We start from the raw sequence: 24,818 nt of genomic DNA on the forward strand, positions 1-24,818 counted from the left end.
TTCAGATCTCTCCCAACTTGTCCTGGACCGACTGCAAGAGCTCGGAGATCTGCTGATCCACCTCGTCGTAGGCCGTGGCAGCACCCTCCAAGCCGGTCGCGGTCGCCTCCACCGCCGCGTTGGCCGTGCCGATGGCCGTCATGGCCTGCACCTCGATCGCGCCGATCAGCGGGGTCAGGATGGGGCTGCACAGCACCCCGTAGGCGTCCGAGCCGTTCAGCGACACCTGCCCCGCCGCGTCCTGCGCCGTTCCGATCTGGTCGGTCACGCCCTGCAGACGTTTGGCGTGCGCACGCACCTCGTCGGTGTTCACGCCGAAACCGTCCTTGCCCATGGTCACCTCCTGCGCGAGTTCATCCAGTCGAACTCGTCGAAGTCCTCTTCCCCGGAATCGTCCGGAGCACCGGAACGATTCGACGTCGAGCCCTGCTCCGCCGGTTCCTCCGGATCGGCGGGAAAGCGGTCCCGCACCCCGGACAGCACCGAGCCGAGCGTTTCGGTGTCGCTGCCCAGCACCGGCTCCATGGCCTCGCGCATCCGCTCGGCCAGCTGCGTCTGCGCGGAACGAACCGTGGACATGATCTCGCTGGACAGCTCGTCAGGACGCCGACGCAGCGCACCGTCGGTGAGCTCCAGGTCCGACATGTTGCCGTTCTGATCGACGGTCACCCGAACCGATCCGTCCCGGTTGGACGATTCGGCTCGCACGGCCGTGGCGGCCTCCCTGATCCGCTCGGCCTGCTGCATCTTTTCCTCGATCTGCTTGTGAAAACCGGCGAGCATCCCGTCCGGATCCGAGGGCGTGGTCATGCCGTCCTCCTCACTGCTCCTTCGTCCTCGTCGAAGCGGCCGCACCGGAGGGACTCCGTCGACCACTGAAGTGAACACGCGTCGGATCATGAAACCAGATCGAACCGGCCTTCCGGCACGGAACGAACGAACCGGACCTGCGCCCCTGGTCACGTCCGAAGTCCCCGGAGGAGCCGCAACGATGATCCACAGCAGTGCCCGCATCCGGCACCGGCGATCGACGGGGATAGGGCAAGCTTGTGGACGTGGCTGATTCCCGTGACAGTGCAGACCTCCCGACGGTGTCGGTCATCACCGTCAACTACCACGGCACCGACAGCACCGTCGCCTGCCTGAAAGCCTTACGCGACCGGCTCGACTACCCCGCGGACCGGATCGAACCGATCTGCGTGAACAACTCCCCCGAGGACGAGAGCTCCCGACGCATCGCGGAGCTCGAAGGGGTCCGGGTGATCGACTCCCCGGAAAACCTCGGTTTCGCGGGTGGCTGCAACCTGGGCGCGCGCGAAGCGGGCGGCAGTGTGCTGGCGTTCCTGAACAACGACGCCGTGCCCGACGCGCAGTGGGCGCGCGCCGCGGTCCGCACGCTGCGGGCGGAGCCGACCGTGGGCGCCGTCGCTGGGAAGGTGCTCGACTGGGAGGGCAGCCGCGTCGACTTCGTCGACGGCGGGCTCACCTGGTTCGGGATGGGTTACAAGCGCCACGCCGGGGAGATCGACGACGGGAGCCACGACGCGCCCAGGGACGTGCTGTTCGGCACCGGCTCCGCGCTGTTCGTCCGGGCCGAGCTCTTCGAGCGGATGGGCGGCTTCGACGAGCGCTTCTTCATGTTCTACGAGGACGTGGACCTGGGGTGGCGGCTCAACCTGCGTGGCTGGCGAGTGCGCTACCAGCCCGACTGCCTGTCGTACCACCGGCACCACGAGTCGATGGCCACGGTGAGCTCCGCCCGGGAGCACTACCTGCTGGAGCGCAACGCGCTGGCCACCCTGTACAAGAACGCCTCGGAGGAGACCCTGGCCCGCGCGCTTCCCGCGGCGCTGGCCCTGACGGTGCGCAGGTCGACCGCGCGCGGCGAGGTGGACCCCAAGCAGCTGGAGCTGGACCGGAGACCGGCCGATCCGCGCGAGGACGAGGCCGCGGCCCCGGTCAGCCGCGAGGCCCTGGCCGGGATGCTGGCGATCGACCAGTTCGTGGAGCTGCTGCCGGAGTTCGCGGACTCCCGCCGGGTGGAACAGCGCGAGCGGGTCCGCTCCGATGTGGACCTGCTCCCGCTGATGCGCCGGGCCATGGAACCCGCCTACCCCCTGCCGCGCTACCTGGCCGCGCACGACGCGCTCGTGCGGGCCTTCGAGCTAGACGGCGTTTTCGGGTCACCGCGCAAGATCGCGGTGATCACCGGGGACGCGCTCACCGAGCGGATGGCCGGGCCGGCCATCCGCGCCTGGCACATCGCCGAAACCCTCTCCGCGGAACACGACGTGCGGCTGATCAGCATCAACTCGCGGGTGGACGTCCCGGAGGGGAACTTCCCCGTCCTGCGGTGCGGCCCCCGCGAGATCACCGCCCAGGTGGACTGGGCCGACATCGTCGTGCTGCAGGGGCACGTGCTGGAAGTGGCCTCCTCGCTCAAGCGGGCCGAGTCCGAGACGATCGTGGTCTGCGACATCTACGACCCGATGCACCTGGAACTGCTCGAGCAGGGCAGGGACACCGACGACGAGCGCCGCGCGGCGGACCTGCGCGGCGCCACCGAGGTGCTCAACGCGCAGCTGCTGCGCGGTGACTTCTTCCTGTGCGCCTCGCAGCGGCAGCGGCACTTCTGGCTGGGGCACCTGGCCGCGCTGGGGCGGATCTCGCCCGCGGTCTACGACACCGACCCGACCATGCGCTCGCTGGTCTCGGTGGCCCCCTTCGGCCTGCCCGCCGCCCCTCCCCGGCGCTCGGGCCCCGGCATCCGGGAAGCGAGCACGGGCATCGCCGCCACCGACAAGGTCGTGCTCTGGGCCGGCGGGGTGTACAGCTGGTTCGACCCGCTCACCCTGCTGCACGCCGTGCACCGGCTGTCGGGGCGACACCCCGACCTGCGGCTGTTCTTCCTCGGGATGCGCCACCCCAACCCCGACGTCCCCGAGATGGGCATGGCCGAGGCGGCCCGCGAGCTCTCCGGGAGGCTGGGGCTCACCGGCGAGCACGTCTTCTTCAACGAGACCTGGGTTCCCTACGAGCAGCGCCAGAACTACCTGCTGGACGCCGACTGCGGGATCACCACCCACTTCGAGCACGTCGAGACCACCTTCGCCTTCCGCACCCGGATGCTGGACTACCTGTGGGCCGGGCTTCCCGTGGTCACCACCGAGGGGGACGCCTTCGCCGACTTGGTGCGCGCGGAGGAACTCGGCGTGGTCGTGCCCGCCGAGGATCCGGAGAAGCTGGCCGAGGCGCTGGAGAAGGTGCTCTACGACGAGCAGTTCGCCGCGCGCTGCGCGGAACGGATGGCCGTCGTCGCGCAGCGGTTCACCTGGGAGTCCGTGCTCGCCCCGCTGACCGAGTTCTGCCGCGATCCCCGCCCCGCCCCGGACAGGCTGCGCGGTTCCGCGCCGCTGAGCAGGACGCCCCGCCCGAGCAGGGCGGCGGCCCTGCGCCAGGACGTGGAACTGGTGCGCGAGTACCTCGGCAGGGGCGGTCCGCGGGAAGTGGTCCGGCGAGCCGCGGGCAGGATCCGGCGGGTCGCGGGGCAGCGCCTGCGTGGCGGGGGATCGCGCTGACTGATGCCCTCCCACAGCGTTGATGGCCCGCGCAGTGCTTTCGATCCAGGAGAGGTCGAAACGACCCGCTGCGCGGCCGGATCGACCGCGCCGAGTGACCGCCGCGGCAACGAACCGAGCAGAAGGCTTCAGTGAGATGCGCGTGGTGCTGGACGGAACCCCGCTGCTGGGTCAGCGCACCGGAATAGGGCGCTACACGGCACGGCTGGCCGCGGAGCTGGGCGCCGCTCCGGACTGCCGTCCGCGGCTGCTCGGACTGACCGCGCGCGGCCGGCGCGCGCTGCGCCGGGTCGCACCGGAGGGAACCGCCGCCCGCGGCTTGCCCGCCCCGGCTCGGGTGCTGCACTCCTGCTGGGCGGCGACGGAGTTTCCCCCGGTCGAGCTGTTGGCGCGGAGCGCGGACCTGGTGCACGGGACGAACTTCGTGCAGCCTCCCTCGGCACGCGTTCCCGGGGTGCTGACCGTGCACGACCTCGACTTCCTGAAAACCGCTCCCGGCGGCGGCCGGAGCTTCCTGGCGCGGCTGACCGAGCGCTCCGTGCGCCGCGCCTCCGTGGTGTGCACCCCCACCGAGGCCGTGGCCGCGGAGGTTGCCGGGCGGTTCGACCTCGACCGCGGGCGGATCGTGGTCACCCCGCTCGGGGTCGACCGCGAGTGGTTCGAGGCCGTGCCCCCGGACGAGGCGCTGCGCCGGGAGTACGGGATCCCTCCCGCGTACCTGCTCTTCGTCGGGGACGCGGGGCCGCGCAAGGGACTGCCCACGCTGGACGAAGCCGTCGACGCGCGACTTCCCCCGCTGGTGACGGCGGGTCCCGGGCAACCGGGAGCGGAAAGCGCGCTGCCCGGCGGGGGGACCTCGGTGCACACCGGCTACCTGCCCGAACGGGTGCTGCGTCGCGTCGTGGCCGGAGCCGAAGCTCTGGTACTGCCCTCGCGGGACGAGGGGTTCGGGCTGCCCGCGCTGGAGGCGATGGCCGCGGGCGTTCCCGTGGTGTGCAGCGACGTCCCCGCCCTGCGCGAGGTCACCGCCGGGCACGCGCTGCTCGCCCCGCACGGTGACGCTTCCGCGCTGCGCGCGGCGCTGCACCGGGCCGTGGGATCCGCTGCCGAGCGGGAGCCCCGGCAGCGGGCGCGGGAGCACGCCGCCGGGTTCACGTGGCGGGGCTGCGCCGAGGCCACCCTGCGGGCCTACCGGCTGGCCCTGGCGGTTGGGTGACCCGCTCGGCATCGCCCGAGCTCGCCCCGCGCGCACGAGGTCGAGCGGTTCGCGCGGCTCCGGACCACGAGCCGCGGAGCCGCGGATACGATCACCCCGGGTAGGCGCGCGGGCACTTCCGGTGCCCGGCGCCGTCTCCCGGTGGAAGGACTTCGTCGCTCGGAGGTGCGGTGCTCTGGATCCTCAGCGTGTTCACCATGAGCGCGGGCACTGCCGTGGTTCCGGTGTTCAGCGCCGAGGTGTACCTGGTCACCGTGGCTCTCGCGCAGTCCGACCTGCCCTGGTGGGCGCTGGGCCCCGCTGCGGCCGCGGGGCAGCTGCTGGGCAAGGCCGTGCACTACCTGGCCGCACGTGGCGTGGTGCGGCTGCCGCGGCTGCTGCGGTGTGCTGACGGGGAAGGGCCCCGTTGGCAGTGGCCGCACCGACTTCGCGAGCTGTGCGTGCGGCGGCCGCTGGCCGGTGCGGGGGTGGTGCTGCTCAGCGGCGTGTCCGGGTTTCCCCCGTTCGCCGCCGTCGTGCTGGCTGCCGGGATGCTCTCGGCACCGCTGGCCGCGTGGTTGCCCGCCGCGGTGGTGGGCCGCTTCACGCGCTTCTGCCTGATCGCGGCACTTCCCGGGGTGCTGCGCCTCGGCACGCCGCTCGCGTGAGATTCAGGAATCACAGCAGGAGTTCACGCAGGCGGTCGCTGAGCGACAACTTCCCACGAACTCTCGCCATGAGTGGGCGTCACTGCTCGTGGAGTTCTTCCCGGGCTACCCGACGGGCGATGGCTTCCATCTCGGCCGCAGCGGTGGCCGAGAGCACATGTCCACCGGATTGGTGGTGGACCGCCTGGGACAGTAGGCGCCGCACCAGTGCCGACGTAGGTAGGTGCTCGGCAGCTGCCCAACGGCGCAGTTCGGCATCCAGCTCGCGGGTAATGCGCAACGACAACGGTACGTCCAGGGCCGCAGCGTTCTCCGCGGCCTCGAGTTCGGCGGCCTCCGCCTCTTCCTCGGCGTACTCCGCGCGTACGGTCCGCACCTCGTCGGCCACGGCCTCGTCGTCAGCGTCGGTCATGCTCACCCTTGCCCTCCTCGTAGGCACGCAACTCCACACCCCGGGTCTTCCAGGCAGTTGCGCCGGCTCGAGTTCGCTGCGCCACGATCACCGTCAGCACGCACCCCGCACTGGTGGAATAACCGATGATCCGGAGGGCTCCGGTACGGGACTTGGGGTCGGGATCACGCACGATGCGATGCGGATCGCGGGCGGCCTAGAGCGTCCACTTCGGTTCGATATCCAGTGCCCCGGGGTAACGAGTGCTTCTCCGCCGGATGCACTCGGCATCCTCGTCCCTCCACCATAGCCCTTCAGCCACGTCAGGCATTGTACGACAACGTCTGACAAGCTGTCTCGTGAACGAGTACCCGACTTCGGGAATCCCCGGTCAACGAGCCGCCCATGAGGTGCCGTGCGCGGCGAAGGCCGCGCTCAGCGCCGCGCGCCACGGGCGCAGCCCGGTGAGCCCGCCGCTGGTCCACTCCTGGTTCGACAGCACCGAGAAGGCCGGTCGCGGAGCGGGCCGCGGAACGTCGGCGGTGGAGGCGGCCAGCACCCGCTCGGGGTCGGCCCCCAGCTCGCTGAACACCGCCCTGGCGAACTCGTGCCGGCTCGTCGATCCACCGTTGGTGCAGTGCAGCACCCGCTGCTTCGGCTCGTCGCGCCGCGCCACCGTTTCGGCCAGTTCGAGCAGCCCTCCGGCCAGGTCGGCGGCCCACGTCGGGGAGCCGAACTGGTCCGCGGCCACGGAGACCGTGTCGCGCTCGGCCTCCAGCCGGGCCATGGCGCTGACGAAGTTCGCCCCGGCGGCGCCGTAGACCCAGGCAGTGCGCACCACCCATGCGCGCGGGTGGTTGGCGAGCACGGCCCGCTCGCCGTCCAGCTTCGTCCGCCCGTAAACGCTGCGCGGACCGACCTCGTCGCCGGGCTCGTACGGCTCGGTCGCGTCGCCGGAGAAGACGTAGTCGGTCGAGACGTGCAGCAGCGGGACCCCGCGCTTCCGGCAGATCCGGGCCAGGTTGGCCGGGCCCGTGGTGTTCACCCGCTCGGCCGCGGCCCGGTCGGACTCGGCCGCGTCGACGGCGGTGTAGGCGGCGAGGTTGACCACCACCGGCCTCATGCCCGCGTCGTCCGCGGCGTCCGTGAAGGAGTCGACGGCGTCGTTCAACGCTTCCTCGTCGGTGACGTCGAGCTCGCCCGACCCCGGGGCGTGCACGAGGCCGTCGCGCCTCCTGCCGCGCAGCCCGACCAGCTCGGAGCCGAGCTGGCCACGTCCTCCCGGGATCAACAACGCGGGTGGAGTCATGCGGAGGCCCCTTCGTGGAACTTGAGCGGCTGCCACCAGGAACGGTTCTCCCGGTACCAGCGGACCGTATCGGCCAGCCCCTCCTCCAGGTCGATCGCAGGGCTGTAGCCGAGCTCGTCCCGGATCTTGTCGTGCCGGAGCGAGTAGCGCCGATCGTGCCCCTTGCGGTCGGTGACCGGGCGGACCATCGACCAGTCCCTGCCCGTGGCCCGCAGCAGCTTGGCCGTCAGCTCCGAGTTGGTGAGTTCGGTTCCCCCGCCTATGTTGTACACCTCACCCGGCGTGCCGGATTGGGCGACCAGCTGAATACCGCGACAATGATCGTCCACGTGCAGCCAGTCCCGCACGTTCGTGCCGTCGCCGTAGAGCGGGACCTGCTCTCCGTCGAGCAGATTGGTCACGAACAGCGGGATCATCTTCTCGGGATGCTGATAGGGGCCGTAGTTGTTGGAGCACCGGGTGACGCAGACCGGCAGACCGTGGGTGCGGTGGTACGCCCGCGCGAGCAGGTCCGAGCTCGCCTTGGAGGCCGAGTACGGCGAGTTCGGCTCCAGCGGGTTCTCCTCGGACCACGACCCCTCGTCGATGGAGCCGTACACCTCGTCGGTGGACACGTGCACGAAGCGGCTCACCCCGGCGGACAGGGCCGCCTGCAGCAGCGCGTCGGTGCCGACCACATTGGTGAGCACGAAGTCGGAGGCCCCTGCGATCGAGCGATCCACGTGGGACTCCGCGGCGAAGTGCACCACCACGTCGGTTCCCGGCACCAGCTCGGCGAGCAGCTCGGAGTCGCGGACGTCGCCCCGCACCACCCGCAGCCGCGGGTGCTCGGCCACCTCGGCCAGATTCGCGACGTTGCCCGCGTAGGTGAGCTTGTCCAGCACCACGACCTCGGCGCCGTCGAAGGCGGGGTAGTGCCCACCGAGCAGCTGCCGCACGTAGTGCGAACCGATGAAACCGGCTCCACCGGTAACGAGGACCTTCATCGCGCCTTCCCTGTCGCCGTGTTCCCTCCGCGAACGGCCCGGACGGACCTTTCGCGGCAGCTCCGGGGAGTCTGCCATGCGCTTCGCGGGAAAGTCCGACCGCTACGCAACCCAACGTAACCGAAACACGTCCCCTGAAAGGGTAATGGAGACTGTCTTACCTGATACACACAACGCGTTTCCGTGATCAGAGTTAACCTGCCCCGGAGAGGATAAGTCTCTCCCGAGAATCCCCCCGGCTCGTTAGGCATCCAAGGAGGAACCGGCGTGGACAACCGGCCGCGACGACCAGGTGGCCCACACGGGCAATCCGGAAGGCCCGATTCCCGGCGGCCCCACGACCAGCCCGCCCGCGGGAACAACGGGCCGCGTCCTCTCGAGCCGGGCAGACGGGGCGAGCGGGATCGAGCGCAACAACCCGGCCAGCAGCGCCCCCGGGAAGGGGCGCGGGGGAGCCAGCGCGAGCAGCGGCGCGGTTCACGGCAGGAGTCCGCCAGGGCTGCCCCACCTCCCGATGACACCTGGTCCGGTGAACGGCGCCGTTCCCAGCCACCCGCCCGCCGGGGGCGCGGAGTGCTGCGTGTCACCCAGCTTTGCGTGGCGCTGCTCTCGGTGATCGTGCTGGCTTCCACCGGCTACGCCTGGGGGACGCTGCGCGGCTTCAACTCGAGCGTGAGCGGCCACCTCACGATCGACAACACCCAGGACGCCAAGGACGGGGTCACCGACATCCTGCTGGTCGGCCAGGACAGCCGAACGGACGCGCAGGGCAACCCGCTGCCGCAGGAAATGCTGAACAAGCTCCGGGCCAGCGACGCGGGCGGCCACCTCACCGACACCATGATCCTGCTGCGCATCCCCAACGACGGCTCCCGGGCGCGGGCCGTCTCCTTCCCGAGGGACACCATGGTCGACATGGGCGAGTTCGGCAAGAACAAGCTGAACTCGGCCCTGAACAACAAGCGGGTCGCCAAGCTGGAGGAGCTCAAGTCCCAGGGGGTCACCGACGAGAAAAGGCTGGCCAGGGAATCCACCGCCGCAGGGCAGCAGTTCCTGATGGACACCATCGAGGACTTCGCCGGGCTCACCATCGAGCACTACGCGGAAGTCAACCTGCTCGGCTTCTACAAGCTCACCAAGGTCGTGGGCGGAGTCGAGGTGTGCCTGAAGAACCCGGTGGACGACCCGAACTCGGGAGCCGACTTCCCCGCCGGGAAGCAGACCATCTCCAAGGGTGACGCGCTGGCCTTCGTCCGGCAGCGGCACGGCCTCCCCCGTGGCGATCTCGACCGCATCGTGCGCCAGCAGGTGTTCATGTCCGGTCTGGCCAGGAAGATGCTCTCGGCGAACATGCTCGGCAACCCGGCCAAGCTGTCCGACCTGATGAACGCGATGCAGGATTCGGTCACCCTGGACAAGGGCTGGGACGTGACCTCGTTCGCGCAGCAGATGCAGGGCATGGCCGCGGGCAACATCAAGTTCGACACGATCCCGGTGGAGATGACCGGCCCCAGCTCCGGACTGCAGGCCGATCCCACCGAGGTCAAGCAGTTCGTGGACAACATCCTGCTCTCTCCGGAGAAGCGCAAGCAGGCCCAGCGCGAGCAGGAGCGGGCCGAGGAGCTGCGCTCCGCGACCGAGGTGGACGTCTACAACGCCTCCGGGGTCTCCGGCCTCGCGGGACGCGTCCGCGAGGACCTGGCCGAGCGCGGCTTCGACAGCGGTGAGGCCGCCAACGCCGAGCAGAGCATGACGAGCTCGGTGGTCCGCTACTCCGCGGGCAACAAGAAGGCGGCCGAGCTGGCCGCGGAGGATCTCGGCGGGCTCGACGTGGAACGGGGCGGCAGCACCGAGACCGGGGAGATCTCGGTCTACCTGGGTGACGACTACGCGGGTCCCGGGGCGCGGAACTTCAGCGGGGACGGTGGTCTGCAGCTCGACGGTGCCGCTCAGACGGTTCCCGCCCAGAGCTCCTCGTCGAGCGAGAGCGGGGACGGACCGATCACCGCCGACGGCATCCCCTGCGTGAACTGAACAGACACCCCCGAACCGGGTGAGTTCCGCGAGGCCGTGGAGCGCGGACGTTAGTGTCCGGCCCGAGTCGATCTTTTCGAACGGGCCGGAACGCTGCGTCCGCTCGGCCAGCACCCGGTTCGGCATCCGACGACACCGTCCCGCCAGGCCGGGCCGAAGGAGGACCACGTGGACGAGCCCGACGAACAGGTCCCGCCTCCGGCGGGCTCGCGCGAGCGGGCGGGCCCTCCGGAGGAGGTCGTTCCGGGTGACGAGGCGAGTCCCGCGGAGCAGGCGGGCGCGGAGCGCTCCTCCTCCGCGGAGGAGGTCGCCCTCGGCGGGACCATCGTTCGCGGGGACACCGTTCCGGAGCGGAGTGCTCGCGGCCGACGCGGCGGGACCGCGCGCCGCGCGGCGCGGATCGCCCTGCGCAGCCTGGTCGTGCTCGTGTCGGTGACGACGTTGGCGTTCACCGCCGCGAGCTGGAGCGCGGTGCAGTTCTTCCGGAGCGGGCTGAGCACGACTGACGTGCTCAGCGGCGACGTCACCGGCAGCGTTCCGGAGGACACGGCCACCGACATCCTGCTCGTCGGCAGCGACAGCAGGACCGACGCCCAGGGCAACCCGCTGCCGCCCGAGGTGCTCAAGCTCCTGCGCACGGAATCCACCAGCGGGCTCAACACGGACACGATCATTCTGGTTCGGATCCCCGACGACGGGAGCGCGGCCACGGCGGTGTCCATTCCGCGGGACACGGCCGTCAGCCGCTCCGGTGGAACCGAGAAGATCAACGGGGTCTACGGGCTCGCGAGGTCGGAGCGGGCCGACGAGCTGCGGGCCGCGGGCGGCCACACCGCCGAGGAGGTGGCCGACCGGGCGAACCGGGCGGGCCAGCGGGCCCTGGTCCAGACCGTGCAGCAGTTGACCGGGGTGCGGGTGGATCACTACGCCAAGGTCAACCTGCTCGGTTTCTACGAGGTCACCAAGGCCCTGGGCGGGGTGCGGGTGTGCCTGCGGCGCGCCACCAGCGACAAGGACTCCGGGGCCGACTTCCGCGCGGGGCCGCAGGTGGTCTCCGGAGCGGACGCGCTGGCCTTCGTCCGGCAGCGGCACGGCCTTCCCGACGGGGACCTGGACCGCGTCGTGCGGCAGCAGGTGTTCATGGCCGCGGTGACCGACAAGCTGCTGTCCACCGGAACGCTCACGGACACGGCCAAGCTGAACCGGCTCGTCGACGCCGCGCGCAAGTCCGTGGTGCTGGACAGCGACTGGAAGCTGATGGACTTCGTGAGCAGGATGCAGTCGCTGGCCTCGGGACGGATAGGTTTCACGACCATCCCGGTGGAGGACCCCGCGGCCAGGGACGAGCGGGGGCGCAGCGTCGTGTCCGTGGACAACCGGCGCGTGCGGCGGTTCTTCTCCGAACTCGGCCGCGACGTCGACAGCGGGGACGCCCCCGGAGCCACGTCCTCCGCCCCGGAGACCTCCGGAACCACCTCGGGCAGCGCCCCCGGCAGCACCTCCGAGCAGCCCACGCACCGGCTGACGGGCAGCCGCTCGCTGATGCTGGACGGGGCCGACGCCGCCGGGCAGAGCGACTCCGCTCCGGACAAGATCACTGCCGACGGGATTCCCTGCGTCTACTAGGGAACGCCGTCCTCAGTCGCGGCTTCGACGTTCCTGGGCGCCTCCGGTGCGGACGCCGTCCGTTAGCCTGCCCTCATGAGCGTCACGCAAACGCTGCTGGCTCCGATGCTGGCGAGCGGAGCTTCGCGACCGCTGATCACGCACTACGACGAAGCCGCCGGAGGGCGGGTCGAGCTCTCCAGGGCCACCCTGGGCAACTGGGCCGCCAAGACCGCCAACTGGCTGACCGAGGAGCTCGACGCCGAACCGGGCACCCCCGTCGCGGTGCGCCTGCCTGCGCACTGGCAGACGGCGGGGATCCTGCTCGGGGCCTGGTGGTGCGGGGCCAGGGTGGTCGATTCCGCCGCGGGCGCGGAAGCGGCCTTCGTCCCCGGGGACCGGATCTCCGAGGCCGAGGGGGCGGACACCGCCGTGGCGGTCGGCCTGGACGCGCTCGGAGGCTCCGTCTCCGGTCTGGAGGACGGGGTGCTGGACTTCGCCTCCGAGGTGCGCATCCGCGGCGACGAGTTCTCGCCCGTGATCCCCGTGCCCGGTGACACCCCGGCCCTGCTCGACCGCACGGTGGACGAGCTGGTGGAGGCCGCGCGGAACCGCGCCGAGTCCCTGGGGATCGGAAAGCAGGACCGGGTGCTGTCCGCACTGGACTGGACGCTGCCGGACGGGGTGCTGGACGGGCTGCTGGCCGTGATCGCCGCCCAGGCCTCGCTGGTGCAGCTCACGGGACTTCCCGCGGACACCTCCCAGCTGCTGGACAAGCGGCGCGGGGACGAGCGGACCACCGTGGAGCTGGGCACCGGCTGACGAGGCGGGCGCGGGCGTCGGGGGACGGGCACCCGCTCGACGCCCGTGAAAAACGACCCCGTCCCGTATCGCAATTTGCCTTACTCGCAAGTAGCATCTGCGTGTGTCCGATACCACCCAGTCGCTGTTCCAGTTCGCGGGAGACCGGTTCCTGCCCACCGAGGCGGCGGGCAACCCGTGGGGAGAGCTGACCGGCGGCGGCCCCGTCGCCGGGCTGCTCGCCAGGGCCGTAGAGCGGAGCCTCACCGATCCCGAGCTGTTCGTCGCCCGGATGACCTTCGACCTGATGCGCCCGGTTCCCCGCCGCGAGGTGTCCGTGTCGACGACGACGCTGCGCTCCGGCAAGAGACTCCAGGTGGTCCAGGCCGAACTGGTCTGCGACGGGGAGGTCCGCACGCGGGCGACCGTTCAGGCGCTGCGCCCCACCGAGCTGGAGGGGCCCTCCGACGAGCCGGGCGCGCCCTTCCCCGGGCCCGAGGGAATCGCCGACGGCTCGCTGATCCCTCCCGAGCTGGGGCTGCGCTGGGGCGTGCACGACGTGGTCGACGTCCGCTGGATCGACGACCAGAGCAGCCCCGACGCCAGCAGGGTGTGGATGCGCATGCCCGTGCCGCTGCTGCCCGGGGAAACGCTCACCCCCCTGGTGCACACCGCCACGCTCGTGGACTGCATCAGCGCGGCCAGCCCCGTCGGCGAGCTGTTCGGCCCGTGGATCAACACCGACATCACCTGCTACCTGCACCGGCAACCCGCGGGCGAGTGGCTCGGCATGGAGATCAGGCGCGAGGTCGAGACCAGCGGCATCGGCCTGGCCCGCGCGCGGCTGTTCGACCCACACGGGCCGGTGGGCAGCGCCCAGGAGGCCGTGCTCGTCAACGAGCTCGGCTGAGGCGGCCGGTCTCCCGGTGCGGCTGGTCGGTCGCACGGGTGTTGCCGATTGGCGTGGACGAGACAGAAGCACGAGAGCTCGAACGGACTTTTCAGAGCTTCTTTCCGATGTAGGCCACGGTCAGCACTCCCTCACCGGGAACGAGCCGAAAGTGCAGCCTTCCAGCCCCCGGGGTGAAGCGGGCGTGCATGTCGAAAGTCCGCAACGCACCGTCCGTATCCCGGAACTCACACAGGGATTTGCGGGTGGCGCTCTCCGGAGTCACGTGCGACTTCCAGGCGGGTTGGGCGGTCAGTTCGGGACGCCATTCGGCCATGGCCGCCTCCAGCTCCAGCAACCGCTCGCGAACTGCCCGGAGTCTGTGAGTTTCGAGTTGTTCCAGGTCGTCCTTCGTTCGAGGCAGGAATCTCAGATGCGGGAAGAAGTCCTCACGTGCCTGCCAGAGCTGCCCACCTGTGGTTATCCCGGAAAGTCCGGAGGAGACCAACCACTCGTCGTGTGAACGGAGATCCGCGGAACCGGCGGCGTGCCGGACTCCTACGACGTCCTTCTCCAGGGAGAGCGAACCATCGGCATCCTCGACTGCCTGCGTTCGATCCACCACTACCCACGGGCTGTGCCAGGTGGACTCGACAGCGAGACTCACGGCCAGCCCATCAGCCAGGTGCGCCCCTCCGATGGCCTCCGCAGCACGGCCCTGGTGATGATACTCGACCTCGGCGGAGGCGGACTCGGGCAGAACGGAGGAAACCGGGGACACGTTGCGAGCGCTCTGCAGGAGACGCCATCTGTCCCTGTTCTCCCGTTTGTTGATCCACTGTCGTACGTGGTAATCGTCACCCAGCTCCATGTCCTTGAACGGAGAGGTAGTGACGAGGGCCGTATCCCTGCGCTTCCCACGGGCCTGCCTCACCAGTTCGACGAACTCGACCATGCGCTCGTCGATCTCCGATTCGCTCGCCTCGTTGGCGCAGGACAACTCGTTGAAGAACAGCAGTACGCGCAATGCCCCCAGTATCCTTTCGATTCAGTCCAACAGCGCGTCCAGCGACTCGTCCCACTCGTCGAAAAAGCCCTCGGGCCACTGCGAAAGCATCCCGTCCTCTCCCACCACGGGACTTACGAACTCCACTCCGTCCCCCTCACGACGGAAGTAGTGCATCCGCACCGCGGAAGCCGGAATCTTGTCACGTTTCACGGCGAGGCGAACACCGTTGAGTATATGATCACTGTGGGTTTCCACGATCAGCTGACTACCGGCGGCGGCCGCACGGCAGGCCAGAAAAGCGATCCTGGTCTGACCTCGTGGGTGCAGGTGGGCCTCGGGGTTCTCGAGCAGCACGAGTCCGCCGGAACCCGCCGTGAGACAGGCAACCACGATCGGAAGGGTGTAGGTGAGCCCGAACCCCACGTTCGTCGGACGGTGGCGATTGGAGGAGGACAAGCCGGCGGTTCCGAAGCGGAATCCCAGTCGGACCGAGTCGGTGTCGGTGATCTCCTCGGCTTCCAGGTTGACTCCGGGGCAGAACTCCCGCATCCACGCTTCGGTCTGTGCGAGCAGTGTGGTCGAGTTCGCCCGCGGATGGCGCAGCGATTCGTCCTCGACGATGTCGTCCTGGTGATATCGCAGGTAGTTCACGGTGTGCTCGCCCTGCGCACCGAGGAAACCACGTCGGATGGCCACATCGTGCGACCTGGGATACCGCACCGAGGGGAATATCCGATCCGCCCTGAGGTACTGGAATCCCTTTCCGAACGGGGCGAGCGAGGACAACTCCGCGTGCTCGACGGGGCCCGAGTCCAGCTCCAGCAGATCGCTCTCCCGCTCGTAGCGGGCGTTCCACCTGTACTCGCCACCGCCTTCATGCAAGCCGATCACGATGCCCTCGCCCCCGGGACCGGCGTGGGCATAGTTCTCGTGACGCACGTCCCTTCCGGTGCCCAACCCGACCAGATCGCCGTTGAGCAGCAGCCCCGCCTGCTCGTCGTCCACGAGCGCTCCGGACACGTAGGACTGACGCAGCAGAGCCAAGGCCTGCATCACGGTGCTCTTGCCCGTCGAGTTCAGCCCGGCCAGCAGGGTCAGGTTGCCGAGCGGAACAACCTCCTCCCGGAAGGCCTTGAAGTTGACGAGTTCGACCCGGTCAAGCATCGATCACCTCGGCGAAAAGCTTGTTCACGTCCTGGAAACGCTTGCGCACCCTTTTGCGGTAACCGGTCGCTCCCGACACAGCATCGTTGAACTCTTTGTCATTGAGCAATTTCCCGAGACCTGAGGCAATACTGTCATGACGTTCGGCGAGCAACCGACGCTCCTCCGCGGAACGTATCGCCAGGTTCACCGAGACCGTCTCGAACAGCGCCTTGTTGATGGGTTTCTTGCCGGCCTGCCCACGCAGACTCTTGCGGAAGGTGTGCTCGCCGAATATCTCCACCGCCGAGTTCATGGCGGTGACGAAGTCCCTCTTCAGGGATTCGATGTGCTCCTCACTCAGGTGGTTGAGCTTCTTCATCGACTCACGCAGGAAGTCGTCGAGATTCGTGGAGTCGTACTCGTCCAGATCCGTGATCCGGAAGGCCAGGAACCTGAGCACCATCTCGCGGTCGGACATCCTGGCATCGTTGACGCTGCCCTGAGTGGCTTGCTGGAAAGCGGTGGACTCCGCCAGTTCGGCGAGCAGCTCCCGCGCCCGGCCCCGGATCAGCGCGTGCCGGAGTTCCTGGCGGCTCAGCGGCAGCCCTCCAGTGTTGATCCGGCCGAAGATGTTGAATTTCACCTCTTCGGGAGTGGCCTTCCCGATCAGGTGAATCAACACCTCCGTCTCGACCAGCCGGGTCTGCAAACGCCCGGGGAGGTCCTGGTAGGTGAACCCTTCGTAGCCCAAGTACTCCAAGTCCCGCAGCACGAGCGGCTCCGCACCGAGACTTTCGGGCTGGATGAAACGGGCGATCGTGGTCAGCCGCTGGACCCCGTCCACCACCGCCCACTCCTCGTTCTCGTTCTCGGCCGCGTAGAAGCTCGGCAGCGGGATGCGCAGCAACAGTGACTCGATGAGCCTGCTCTGCGCCTCGGGTTTCCAGATACCGGCACGGCGCTGGAAGTCCGGGGTCAGGTCCAGGACACCCCTTCTGAGGCGCGCCAGCAGGAGATCGACCGTCATGTTGCGCGTGCGCACATCGATCCGCTCCGGATCGAAGGGCTCCTGAATCCGATCCTCGGTCATTTCCCGGTCCAGGTCCAGGCTGTACCCACCCGAGTCGATCCGGAACTCCTCGTCGAGATCGCCCCACGAGACCTGCTGGCCGTAAGAGGTCGAGTTCATCGTATCCACCATGCACCGTCGCGGTTCGTCGGCTCGCTCCTGATCGGGTTCACGACAATCGATGTTCGCATGCTCGTGGGCCGTTCCGGGGCCGTAACACCGGATCAGGGAACTTACTCCGTCCCACGCGAGCGCACTCAGTCGTCACCACCGGCCCGCTCCTGCAGCGCGGAGTGCTTGTCCAGCACCTTGTTCTCCAGCCCGTCCTGGTACTCGGCCATGCGGGTGCGCAGCCTGCTGCCCAGCTCACCGGAGTCCGCCGCGAGGGTGCGCACCGCGAGCAGTCCCGCGTTGCCGGCCCCGCCGACCGAGACGGTCGCGACCGGGATGCCCGCGGGCATCTGCACGATCGACAGCAGCGAGTCCATGCCGTCCAGGTGCTTCAGCGGCACGGGAACCCCGATCACGGGAAGCACCGTGGCCGAGGCGACCATGCCGGGCAGGTGCGCCGCTCCCCCGGCACCCGCGATGATCACCCTGATGCCGCGGTCGGCCGCACCGCGCGCGTAGTCCAGCATCCGCTGCGGAGTGCGGTGCGCCGAGTACACCCCCACCTCGTAGGGGACGTCGAACTCGGTCAACGTCCGACCCGCTTCCCGCATCACCGACCAGTCCGAGTCGCTGCCCATGACCAGGCCGACCAGTGGCTCCCCGGAACGCTGTTCACCGGACTCCGCCAAGACTTCCTCCCGATACGCGGCTGGATTGCTCACCGCAGAGCCTAGACGGTCGGCCGTGCCCCGGTGGAAGTAGCACCCGGTGCGCCCGGGGCGGGGAGGTGGCTCGTGGCGACTCGTGACCGCCCCGACCCCTCCCCGGCCACACGGGCCCTCACCCGCCCTCGGACGCGGGGAGCGGAGGAGCTCGATCAGGAGGAACCGCCGCCGTCACTGCTGCCCCAGTTGCACTGGTGCTGCTGGGGGTTGTCCGACTTCCAGCCGGGGTTGGACGGCCGGTCGGACTCCATGTTCCACTCCTTCTCCTTGCGGGCGAAGGCGGCGTGGCAGTCGAACTGCTGGCGCAGCGTGTCCTCGTTCGGGAAGGTCACGCAGTTCCGCAGATCGCCCCAGGCCACGCCGACCGAGGGGTGCGGGACGCGCAGGGCGTGGCCCGGAACCAGGTTGACCTTGAACATGTCGCCCTCGTTCTGCACCGAAGCCTTGTTGATCAGGAGGCTGCCGCAGGAGCGCCAGCCCTGGTCCGGCGGCAATTGGGCGGTGTGCTCCTGGGCCGTGGCGGTTCCCATCCCCAGCACGGAGGCGGCCAGGGCGGTGGCCGCGGCCAGCGCGAGCCGTCTGGTCGAACGGGTTGCCGTGGTGGTACTGAACATCCTCGATCCTCCACTCGCGACGGAGTCGGTCTACTGCCGCCCACCGAGCCGCGGGCGAGCCGTCGGAGCGGGCTCCGCCCGCCGCTCGCGCACGTGGTCGTTACGCACGACGGGCCCGAAACTCCGAGTCACCCAACCGAAACGCTCGGTAGTCGTCGCTGGTTGTACCAACTCCGAAGCGCCCGGAAAACCACGTGCGAAACATCGAGCCGCCCACGCGACAATCCCACCCGATCCGGGTAACTCGGACAGAGCAGACAGGACTGCTTCGCGAGCGCCCCACGCGCGGAGGACCGTCCTCGCACGGGGGTCGTGGAATCAACCGTTCCGCAGCGCGGCCAGGAAGTCCCGCCACCGAGCGGCACCGAACACCAGCACCGGCGAACCGTCCCCCTGCTTGCCGTCCCGCACACCGACCACATCGGACGAACCGGCCACCTCGACGCAGTCGCGTTCCGGGTCGCTGTAACTGGACTTGCACCACTCCAGGGACAGCTGCTCAACTGCGGGGAACATACTTTCCTCTCGCTTCCCGAATCATGTCCAGAGATCGTTCCGGTGAGGCTGCGGTGGCGATGATGTGGCGCCACGCCCGCTGATACTGCTCCACCATGTAGCTGTCGTCGATGTAACGAGCTTCACCAAGCAAATCCAGATGAACGAGCCCGGGATGCCCTTTCAGCGGAGCGGGAAAGTTCATGATCGTCCACGACGTTCCCTCGCCCAGGTAGGATCCGGCGTCCAGCGGGAGGACCTGCAGATCCACCTCCGGTGTGCGGGCCACGTCCAGCAGGTAGTCGAGCTGATCCCGCATCACGGCAGCACCGCCGCGAGGCCTGTACAGCACGCTCTCGTCCACGACCACGTACAGCCGAACGGGATCTTCCTGCCTGGTGAAGATTTCCTTCCGGCTCATCCGGGCCTCCACGAGCTGGTCGATCTCCTCGTCGGAGAGGTTCGGATTGGCCCGGAAAACGGCAGCAGCGTAGGCGGATATCTGCAGCAACCCCGGAACCAGCGAACCACTGAGGATGTCCAGCTCCGCCATACCGACCTCCAGGTTCAGCCGAAGGTCGTAGTCCTCAGGCACGGGAGCCTGTCTTTTCGGAACGCTGCGTCGCGCGATGGGTAGCAGATCACGCAGTTCGGAGAAGTCTTCGGAAGCCTCGTAGATCTCGAGCAACTTCTCCAGGTCGCTCTGAGTTGGCGCGTTGACGGCTTTCTCGATATTGGCAACGGTCTGCCCGGTACGCCCGATACGCTTGGCCACCTGTTGTTTGGTCAGCCCCGCTGCATCCCGAAGCCGCCCCAATCGAAGCGCGAGATAGTAGCGCACGGCAGCGGGAGATGACGATGTGATCATCTGCGGACCTCCTGAGGAAGGATCATCGCACCTGCGCACTCTCACCTGATCGGGCCCTGCATCTCCTCTTGTTCCACTTGAATCAATTTTGCTTGAATTCAAGTAACCTCATCTACGGAAGGAGCCACGATGAACGGGATCGACACGGGAGTCTGGGTCGAGGTGGACGACTGCCCGATCCGCTACGCGGTGTGCGGCGACCTCGTGGAAATGGAGCTCGGCGGCCGAGGATCGGGCGTGGAACTCGTCGCCACCGAAGCGGGCCTGGACAACCTCCTCCACAACGGCACCGCAGCGCTCCACGAGCTCCGGCGAAAGCAGCACGGCTGAGCGGCTGCGCACCCCTCGTGCCGGTGGACGCGGCCACCGGCACCGCCGGGGGGCGTCGAACCTGCGAAGAATCGCCCGGTTCAGTGGATCGAGTACCCGTCGAGCCACTCGGCGTGCGCCAGCCAGTGCGCGGCCAGCCGCGCCTGCTCGCGCGCCTCGTCCATCCGGTCGCCGAGCACGTTGACGTGCCCGACCTTGCGACCGGGCCGCTCCGTCTTGCCGTACAGGTGGACCTTGGCGTGCGGGTAGCGGGCGAACAGGTGGTGCACCCGCTCGTCCACGCTCATCCTCGGTTCGGTCGGGGCGGCGAGCACGTTGCCCATCACCACGGCCGGCGCGGTGAGTTCGGTGCTGCCGAGCGGGTAGTCCAGCACGGCCCGCACGTGCTGCTCGAACTGCGAGGTGCGCGCCCCCTCGATGCTGAAGTGGCCGGAGTTGTGCGGCCGCATGGCCAGCTCGTTGATCACCAGCCCGTCGGCCGTCTCGAACAGCTCGACGGCGAGCACCCCGACGACCCCCAGCTCCTCGGCGATGCGCAGCCCGATGTTCTGGGCGCGCTGCCCGAGCTCCTCCGAGAGGTCCGGGGCCGGGGCGAGCACCTGCACGCACACCCCCTCCGACTGCACGGTCTCCACCACCGGCCAGGCCGCCCCCTGGCCGAACGGCGAACGCGCGATCAGCACGGCCAGCTCCCTGCGCAGCGCCACGCTCTTCTCGACCATCAGCGGGGTGCCCGCCTCGAGCAGCTCGTTGACCGTGCGGTGCGCCCCGTCCGGGGTGTTCAGCACCCAGACGCCCTTGCCGTCGTAACCGCCGCGAGCGGCCTTGAGCACGCACGGCCAACCGTGCTCGGCTCCGAACTCGAGCACGTCCCCGACACCGTTCACCTCGGCGAACGGCGGAACCGGGAGCCCCAGCTCGGCGAGCTTGTTGCGCATGACGAGCTTGTCCTGGGCGTGCAGCAGCGCGTCCGGCCCCGGGTGCACGGCGACCCCCTCGGCCGCGAGCGCCCGGAGATGCTCCGAGGGAACGTGCTCGTGATCGAACGTGACGGCGTCGCACCCGCTCGCGAACGCGCGCAGGGCGGCCAGATCGGTGTGCGAACCGATCTCCACGTTCGGCGCCACGAGAGCCGCCGACTCGCCGGGAGCGGCGGCCAGTATCTTCAACGACTGGCCGAGTCCGATGGCCGCCTGGTGCGTCATGCGCGCCAGCTGGCCACCACCGACCATGCCGACGACGGGAGTTGCGGTGCGGTGGTCCACAGCCCGGGTACTTTACCCGGTCCGGGTGAACGCCCCCGCACCGAGGGAGCTCAACGGCTCACCGAGGTCCGCGCCGTCTCCCCAGGGACGACGGCCAGCGCGGGGGACTTCTCCCGCCGAGCGGCAATCCCGCAGCCCGGACTCGAGAGCCCTGGTCAGCCGAGCGTGTCGAGCAGCTCGCAGGCCTCCGCGTACTCGGAGGGCAGCCGCAGCTGCCGCAGGCGCACCTCCTCCGCGGAGACGCACCCCGTCCGCAGTTCGGGATCGGCCCGCAGCCGGTCGGCGATCATCAGCTCGGCCCAGGCGCGCCGCTCGGCGAGTCCGCTGCGGATCCTGGTGAGCACCACGGGGGTGGACTCCCGCAGCAGGGAGAGCGTCTCCCCCGAGTCGAAGACGCTCCGGAGGACGTCGGCGGCGAGCACCACCCCCATCATCCTGGCCCAGCGGCCGGTGCGCTCCGACAGCGGCAACGTGACCGCGAGCAGCTCGTAGCGGTCCGCCTCCCACACCTGTCCCCGGTTCCCGTCCCCGCTGGTTTCGCAGTACACCTCGTGCAGCCGCATCCGGAGGTAGGCCTGCGTGGTCAGCCCGGTCAGGGCATCGACCACCTCCCGGGCAGTCGAACGCCCCGCCACCACATCCGCCCAGGCCACGGCCGTGCGGTGCAGCAGCTCGGCAGGAAGCCGGGAACAGTCGCCGGTCACCAGGGCGTCTCCGGTCTGCTCCCCGAGGGACACCGCGTGCAGCACCGCCAGGTCCCGCAACGTCTCGTCCAGCCCGATCCCCGCCGCGGCGCGCTGCTCACCGAGCTCGGTCACCGCGTCGGACAGCTCCTCCTCCCCCAGCACTGCGTCGCAAACCCGGTCCACCCCGGAGCAGGACCAATCGGCCGGGAACGGCCACCCGGCGGCCAGCGTCGCGCTCCTCCACCGCGCCCGGAGCGCTCGTCTGCGCTCACGCACGCCGAAAGCCAAGTGTGCTGCCTCCGCAGCGGCGCCCGCGTCCTCCTCGCTCGGCCACCGGGACAGTTCGTCGGACGGTCTCATCCGGCCTCCAAAACTCGTGACTCCCGTGAGTGGAGACGTGTGGATCCGTCCCCCATGACGGTGATGCGAATAGCGTTCACCCGAAGGCTTCGATCAGAATCCCCGCTGAGTAGAGTCGGCCGAACCGCGTGCAAACCAGACCGACTGTCGGGGACCGAACGAGGGGAGAGCACTAGCGTGGGAACCGCCCCGGGCGCATTCGAGGACTTCGAGGACGCCGGTGACAACGAGCTCATCGAAGCCGTGCGCGGTGGTTCTGGTGAGGCGTACGGCGTGCTCTACCAACGGCACGTCTCCGCCGCCCACAACATGGCCAGGCAACTGACCGGTTCCTCCGCCGAAGCCGACGACCTCGTGTCCGAGGCCTTCGCGAAGGTGCTCACGGGGTTACGTTCCGGCCAGGGACCGAACACCGCCTTCAGGGCCTACCTGCTCACCACGATCCGCCGCACCGCCTACGACCGCACGCGCAAGGACCGCAAACTGCAGTACTCGGACGACATCTCGGCCGAGGAGAACCCCGATCTGCGCGTCCCGTTCACCGACACGGCCGTGGCCGGTCTCGAACGCTCCCTGGCGACCCAGGCCTTCAACCGGATCCCCGAGCGCTGGCAAACCGTGTTGTGGCACCTGGAGGTCGAGGGGCAGTCCCCCGCCGAAGTCGCCCCGCTGCTCGGGCTGACCCCGAACGGGGTCTCCGCGCTGGCCTACCGCGCCCGCGAGGGACTGCGGCAGGCCTACCTGCAGGTCCACCTGGGCAACCTCGAGAGCTCGGGGCAGGACCTGGAACGGTGCCGGGCTACCGTGGAACGTCTGGGCGCCTGGACCCGCAAGGGGCTCTCCAAGCGGGAAACCGCCCAGGTCGACAACCACCTGGACTCCTGCGATCGCTGCACCGCGCTGGCCGAGGAACTGGGCGACATCAACGGCGGTCTCCGCCTCGTCGTCGCGCCCTTCCTGCTCGGCGCCGGAGCGGCGGGCTACCTGGCGGGCAAGTCCGGCGGAGCGGCGGCAGCCGCCGGAGCAGGCGCCGCGGGTGGAGCTGCCGGGGCAGCGAGCGCGGCGAGCTCCCTGCCCCGGCAGCTCGCCGGGACGGTCGCCTCCACCGTGGCCCTCGTCGTGGCAGTCGCCGTCGGCCTCGCGGCGGGTGGTCAGCAGTCCACCCCGAGCGCGGCCCAGCCTCCCCCGGAGAAAACCACCCCGGCTCCGCCCGAACCGTCCGAACCCGCTCCCGAGGAACCGGACCGGCCCCCGTCGCCCTCCTCACCACCGCCGGAGCCGCCCCCGCAGCCCGCGGAACCGGACCGGTCACCCCCTCCCGCGCCCGAAGAGCCCGATCTGGTCGCCAGCGGCCCCGGCGAACCGATACGGCTCGTCGCGGGAGGCGATCCGGCCACGCTGCCGATCGAGCTCCGCAACAACGGCGCGGCCGTCTCGGACCCGATCACCGCCGAGTTCTCCCTGCCGGAGGGCATCACGGCCACGCTGCCGAGCGACTCCCCCGCGGAGCGGGCCGACCCCGAACCCGCGAGCAGCGAACCAGCGAGCACCGGCCCCGCGTGGGTGACGACCGACTCCACCACCACGGCCGCCGCCGCTGCCGAGCAGCGGGAACCGCGGTTCGACTGCGCCCGCGCCGACGCCGTGCTGACCTGCACCACGAACCGGGGACTGCGCCCCGGGGAGACGATGAAGCCGAGCTTCTCGCTGCGGGCAGGCGAGGACGCCCGGAACGGCGAGATCGGGGTCGACCTCACCACGGCAGGGGGGATGTCACTTTCGCTCGCCGACGTGCGGGTCCACGTGGCCCCCGACGACGAGCCCGGGGTGCGGGTCACCGCGCGGAGCTGGTCCGGGGTTCCGTGGCTGGCCTCGCGGGTGCACGCCAGCGTGCGCAACACCGGGGACACGACCGGCCCCGCCCGGCTCTCCTTCGAACTGCCGGAAGGGATCAGGCCGATGCACCTCCCCGAGGGGTGTGAGCACGTCGAGTCGAAGGTGCGCTGCACCGAAGAGCTGTCCCCCGGACAGCGGACCGAGTTCGCGGTGTGGCTGCGCGACGCGCGCTGGTTCTCGCTGCGCACCCCCACACCGGAGGACCTGCCGTCCACGCCCGCGGTCGAGTGGACGGAGCCCACGCGGATGTCGGTGACGGCCACGCTGGACCTGGCGCGGGACAGCGAGCTCGTGAAGCTGGAGTCCTGGTGCTCGCGGTTGCCCGACCACTGGGACTTCCCCGACAGCTGGGACCTCCCCGGCGAGCACTCGCCGGACACCGGGCAGGGCCCCTCCTCGGAGACCCGGCGACCGAACGAGGACCGGCCGCGGGAAACCCCCGAACCACCCCGCGCTCCGGAATCAGCACCGGAGCGGACGCCGGAAAGCGGCTCGGACTCCGCGGAGCAGCGGCCGGCACCGGGGACCACCGGGCAGGACTCCCCGGCGAGCACGGAGCCCTCCCCCGACGACGACGGTGGTGCCGAACACCGCGAACACCGCGGGAAGCAGCAGGACGCGCCGCAGGAGACCGCCACGCACCAGCGGCGGGAGGCCACCCCCTCCGGCGAACCGGAAAGCGAGCAGGAGGACCGCGGGACCGGCGGAACCGATCCGCTCTCCCGTTGGATGGACGAGAACCGACTCACGGAGCTGCTCGGGCAGTGAGCGATGCGCAGTGCCGAACC

Annotated in this window: 23 protein-coding genes; 9 read left to right on the forward strand and 14 right to left on the reverse strand. The window is 69.7% G+C overall.

Annotation, left to right across the window (positions count from 1 at the left end; all coding sequences use genetic code 11):
- Position 1: 1 nt before the first annotated feature.
- Both G9Q41_RS18395 and G9Q41_RS18400 read right to left on the reverse strand, forming a co-directional pair.
- Positions 2 to 334, reverse strand: coding sequence for a type VII secretion target (locus G9Q41_RS18395; RefSeq protein ID WP_092523969.1), 333 nt, complete (start codon positions 332 to 334; stop codon positions 2 to 4).
- A 2-nt stretch (positions 335 to 336) separates the two neighbouring features.
- Positions 337 to 810, reverse strand: a complete 474-nt coding sequence (locus tag G9Q41_RS18400) for a YbaB/EbfC family nucleoid-associated protein (RefSeq protein ID WP_092523971.1) — start codon at positions 808 to 810, stop codon at positions 337 to 339.
- A gap of 245 nt (positions 811 to 1,055) precedes the next feature.
- On the opposite strand from G9Q41_RS18400, the gene G9Q41_RS22770 reads away from it, so the two are divergent.
- The 3 genes from G9Q41_RS22770 to G9Q41_RS18415 all read left to right on the forward strand — a co-directional run bounded on the left by G9Q41_RS22770 (position 1,056) and on the right by G9Q41_RS18415 (position 5,441).
- Positions 1,056 to 3,578 carry a glycosyltransferase gene (locus tag G9Q41_RS22770; RefSeq protein WP_165633646.1) on the forward strand — a complete coding sequence of 841 codons (2,523 nt, stop codon included), beginning with the start codon at positions 1,056 to 1,058 and terminating at the stop codon, positions 3,576 to 3,578.
- A gap of 136 nt (positions 3,579 to 3,714) precedes the next feature.
- A complete protein-coding gene (locus G9Q41_RS18410) occupies positions 3,715 to 4,794 on the forward strand; it encodes a glycosyltransferase family 1 protein (protein WP_165633645.1) in 1,080 nt (359 codons plus the stop codon).
- A 170-nt stretch (positions 4,795 to 4,964) separates the two neighbouring features.
- Positions 4,965 to 5,441 (forward strand): hypothetical protein, encoded by a 477-nt coding sequence (locus tag G9Q41_RS18415; protein ID WP_165633644.1) that lies wholly within the window; start codon positions 4,965 to 4,967, stop codon positions 5,439 to 5,441.
- 79 nt (positions 5,442 to 5,520) lie between these two features.
- On the opposite strand, the gene G9Q41_RS18420 is transcribed toward G9Q41_RS18415, so the two are convergent.
- The 3 genes from G9Q41_RS18420 to rfbB form a co-directional block, all read right to left on the reverse strand.
- On the reverse strand, positions 5,521 to 5,853 hold the full coding sequence (locus G9Q41_RS18420) for a hypothetical protein (RefSeq protein ID WP_165633643.1): 333 nt from the start codon (positions 5,851 to 5,853) through the stop codon (positions 5,521 to 5,523).
- 370 nt (positions 5,854 to 6,223) lie between these two features.
- Entirely contained in the window at positions 6,224 to 7,141 is a 918-nt protein-coding gene (rfbD, locus tag G9Q41_RS18425; protein WP_092523979.1) for a dTDP-4-dehydrorhamnose reductase, read from the reverse strand.
- The gene (gene rfbB, locus G9Q41_RS18430; protein WP_165633642.1) at positions 7,138 to 8,127 is read right to left on the reverse strand and encodes a dTDP-glucose 4,6-dehydratase; all 990 of its coding nucleotides are present in this window, start codon (positions 8,125 to 8,127) and stop codon (positions 7,138 to 7,140) included. The genes rfbD and rfbB overlap by 4 nt, the downstream gene beginning before the upstream one ends.
- Before the next feature lie 573 nt (positions 8,128 to 8,700).
- On the opposite strand from rfbB, the gene G9Q41_RS18435 reads away from it, so the two are divergent.
- The 4 genes from G9Q41_RS18435 to G9Q41_RS18450 all read left to right on the forward strand — a co-directional run bounded on the left by G9Q41_RS18435 (position 8,701) and on the right by G9Q41_RS18450 (position 13,477).
- On the forward strand, positions 8,701 to 10,161 hold the full coding sequence (locus G9Q41_RS18435; protein ID WP_165633641.1) for an LCP family protein: 1,461 nt from the start codon (positions 8,701 to 8,703) through the stop codon (positions 10,159 to 10,161).
- Positions 10,162 to 10,329: 168 nt separating this feature from the next.
- Positions 10,330 to 11,787 (forward strand): LCP family protein, encoded by a 1,458-nt coding sequence (locus tag G9Q41_RS18440; protein WP_165633640.1) that lies wholly within the window; start codon positions 10,330 to 10,332, stop codon positions 11,785 to 11,787.
- 75 nt (positions 11,788 to 11,862) lie between these two features.
- Positions 11,863 to 12,588, forward strand: a complete 726-nt coding sequence (locus G9Q41_RS18445; RefSeq protein ID WP_165633639.1) for a TIGR03089 family protein — start codon at positions 11,863 to 11,865, stop codon at positions 12,586 to 12,588.
- Positions 12,589 to 12,691: 103 nt separating this feature from the next.
- Positions 12,692 to 13,477 carry a thioesterase family protein gene (locus G9Q41_RS18450; protein ID WP_165633638.1) on the forward strand — a complete coding sequence of 262 codons (786 nt, stop codon included), beginning with the start codon at positions 12,692 to 12,694 and terminating at the stop codon, positions 13,475 to 13,477.
- A 91-nt stretch (positions 13,478 to 13,568) separates the two neighbouring features.
- Here the strand turns inward: G9Q41_RS18450 and G9Q41_RS18455 are convergent, their stop codons facing one another.
- The 7 genes from G9Q41_RS18455 to G9Q41_RS18485 all read right to left on the reverse strand — a co-directional run bounded on the left by G9Q41_RS18455 (position 13,569) and on the right by G9Q41_RS18485 (position 19,493).
- Complete coding sequence (locus G9Q41_RS18455; protein WP_165633637.1) at positions 13,569 to 14,483, reverse strand: hypothetical protein; 915 nt, start codon at positions 14,481 to 14,483, stop codon at positions 13,569 to 13,571.
- A gap of 21 nt (positions 14,484 to 14,504) precedes the next feature.
- A complete protein-coding gene (locus tag G9Q41_RS18460; RefSeq protein WP_165633636.1) occupies positions 14,505 to 15,629 on the reverse strand; it encodes a DUF3696 domain-containing protein in 1,125 nt (374 codons plus the stop codon).
- The gene (locus G9Q41_RS18465) at positions 15,622 to 16,800 is read right to left on the reverse strand and encodes a DUF262 domain-containing protein (protein WP_207631405.1); all 1,179 of its coding nucleotides are present in this window, start codon (positions 16,798 to 16,800) and stop codon (positions 15,622 to 15,624) included. Before G9Q41_RS18465 ends, G9Q41_RS18460 begins: the two co-directional genes overlap by 8 nt.
- Positions 16,801 to 16,937: 137 nt before the next feature.
- A complete protein-coding gene (purE, locus tag G9Q41_RS18470) occupies positions 16,938 to 17,429 on the reverse strand; it encodes a 5-(carboxyamino)imidazole ribonucleotide mutase (protein WP_165633675.1) in 492 nt (163 codons plus the stop codon).
- Positions 17,430 to 17,668: 239 nt separating this feature from the next.
- Positions 17,669 to 18,130 (reverse strand): DUF2599 domain-containing protein, encoded by a 462-nt coding sequence (locus G9Q41_RS18475; RefSeq protein ID WP_165633634.1) that lies wholly within the window; start codon positions 18,128 to 18,130, stop codon positions 17,669 to 17,671.
- 318 nt (positions 18,131 to 18,448) lie between these two features.
- Positions 18,449 to 18,646 (reverse strand): DUF397 domain-containing protein, encoded by a 198-nt coding sequence (locus tag G9Q41_RS18480; RefSeq protein WP_165633633.1) that lies wholly within the window; start codon positions 18,644 to 18,646, stop codon positions 18,449 to 18,451.
- Positions 18,630 to 19,493 (reverse strand): helix-turn-helix transcriptional regulator, encoded by an 864-nt coding sequence (locus tag G9Q41_RS18485; protein ID WP_165633632.1) that lies wholly within the window; start codon positions 19,491 to 19,493, stop codon positions 18,630 to 18,632. Before G9Q41_RS18485 ends, G9Q41_RS18480 begins: the two co-directional genes overlap by 17 nt.
- A 129-nt stretch (positions 19,494 to 19,622) precedes the next feature.
- Between G9Q41_RS18485 and G9Q41_RS18490 the strand changes: the two genes are divergently transcribed.
- Positions 19,623 to 19,823: a hypothetical protein gene (locus G9Q41_RS18490; RefSeq protein ID WP_165633631.1), complete on the forward strand. Its 201-nt coding sequence runs from the start codon at positions 19,623 to 19,625 to the stop codon at positions 19,821 to 19,823.
- An 80-nt stretch (positions 19,824 to 19,903) separates the two neighbouring features.
- Here the strand turns inward: G9Q41_RS18490 and G9Q41_RS18495 are convergent, their stop codons facing one another.
- Both G9Q41_RS18495 and G9Q41_RS18500 read right to left on the reverse strand, forming a co-directional pair.
- On the reverse strand, positions 19,904 to 21,088 hold the full coding sequence (locus G9Q41_RS18495; RefSeq protein ID WP_092523999.1) for a 5-(carboxyamino)imidazole ribonucleotide synthase: 1,185 nt from the start codon (positions 21,086 to 21,088) through the stop codon (positions 19,904 to 19,906).
- A 155-nt stretch (positions 21,089 to 21,243) separates the two neighbouring features.
- The gene (locus tag G9Q41_RS18500; RefSeq protein ID WP_092524001.1) at positions 21,244 to 22,134 is read right to left on the reverse strand and encodes a hypothetical protein; all 891 of its coding nucleotides are present in this window, start codon (positions 22,132 to 22,134) and stop codon (positions 21,244 to 21,246) included.
- A 177-nt stretch (positions 22,135 to 22,311) separates the two neighbouring features.
- Here G9Q41_RS18500 and G9Q41_RS18505 point away from each other — a divergent pair, with 177 nt between their 5' ends.
- Positions 22,312 to 24,798, forward strand: coding sequence for a sigma-70 family RNA polymerase sigma factor (locus G9Q41_RS18505; protein WP_165633630.1), 2,487 nt, complete (start codon positions 22,312 to 22,314; stop codon positions 24,796 to 24,798).
- Positions 24,799 to 24,818 lie beyond the last annotated feature (20 nt).

Origin of the sequence: Actinopolyspora sp. BKK2 (assembly GCF_011291845.1) — a bacterium.
Lineage (GTDB): Bacteria > Actinomycetota > Actinomycetes > Mycobacteriales > Pseudonocardiaceae > Actinopolyspora > Actinopolyspora saharensis.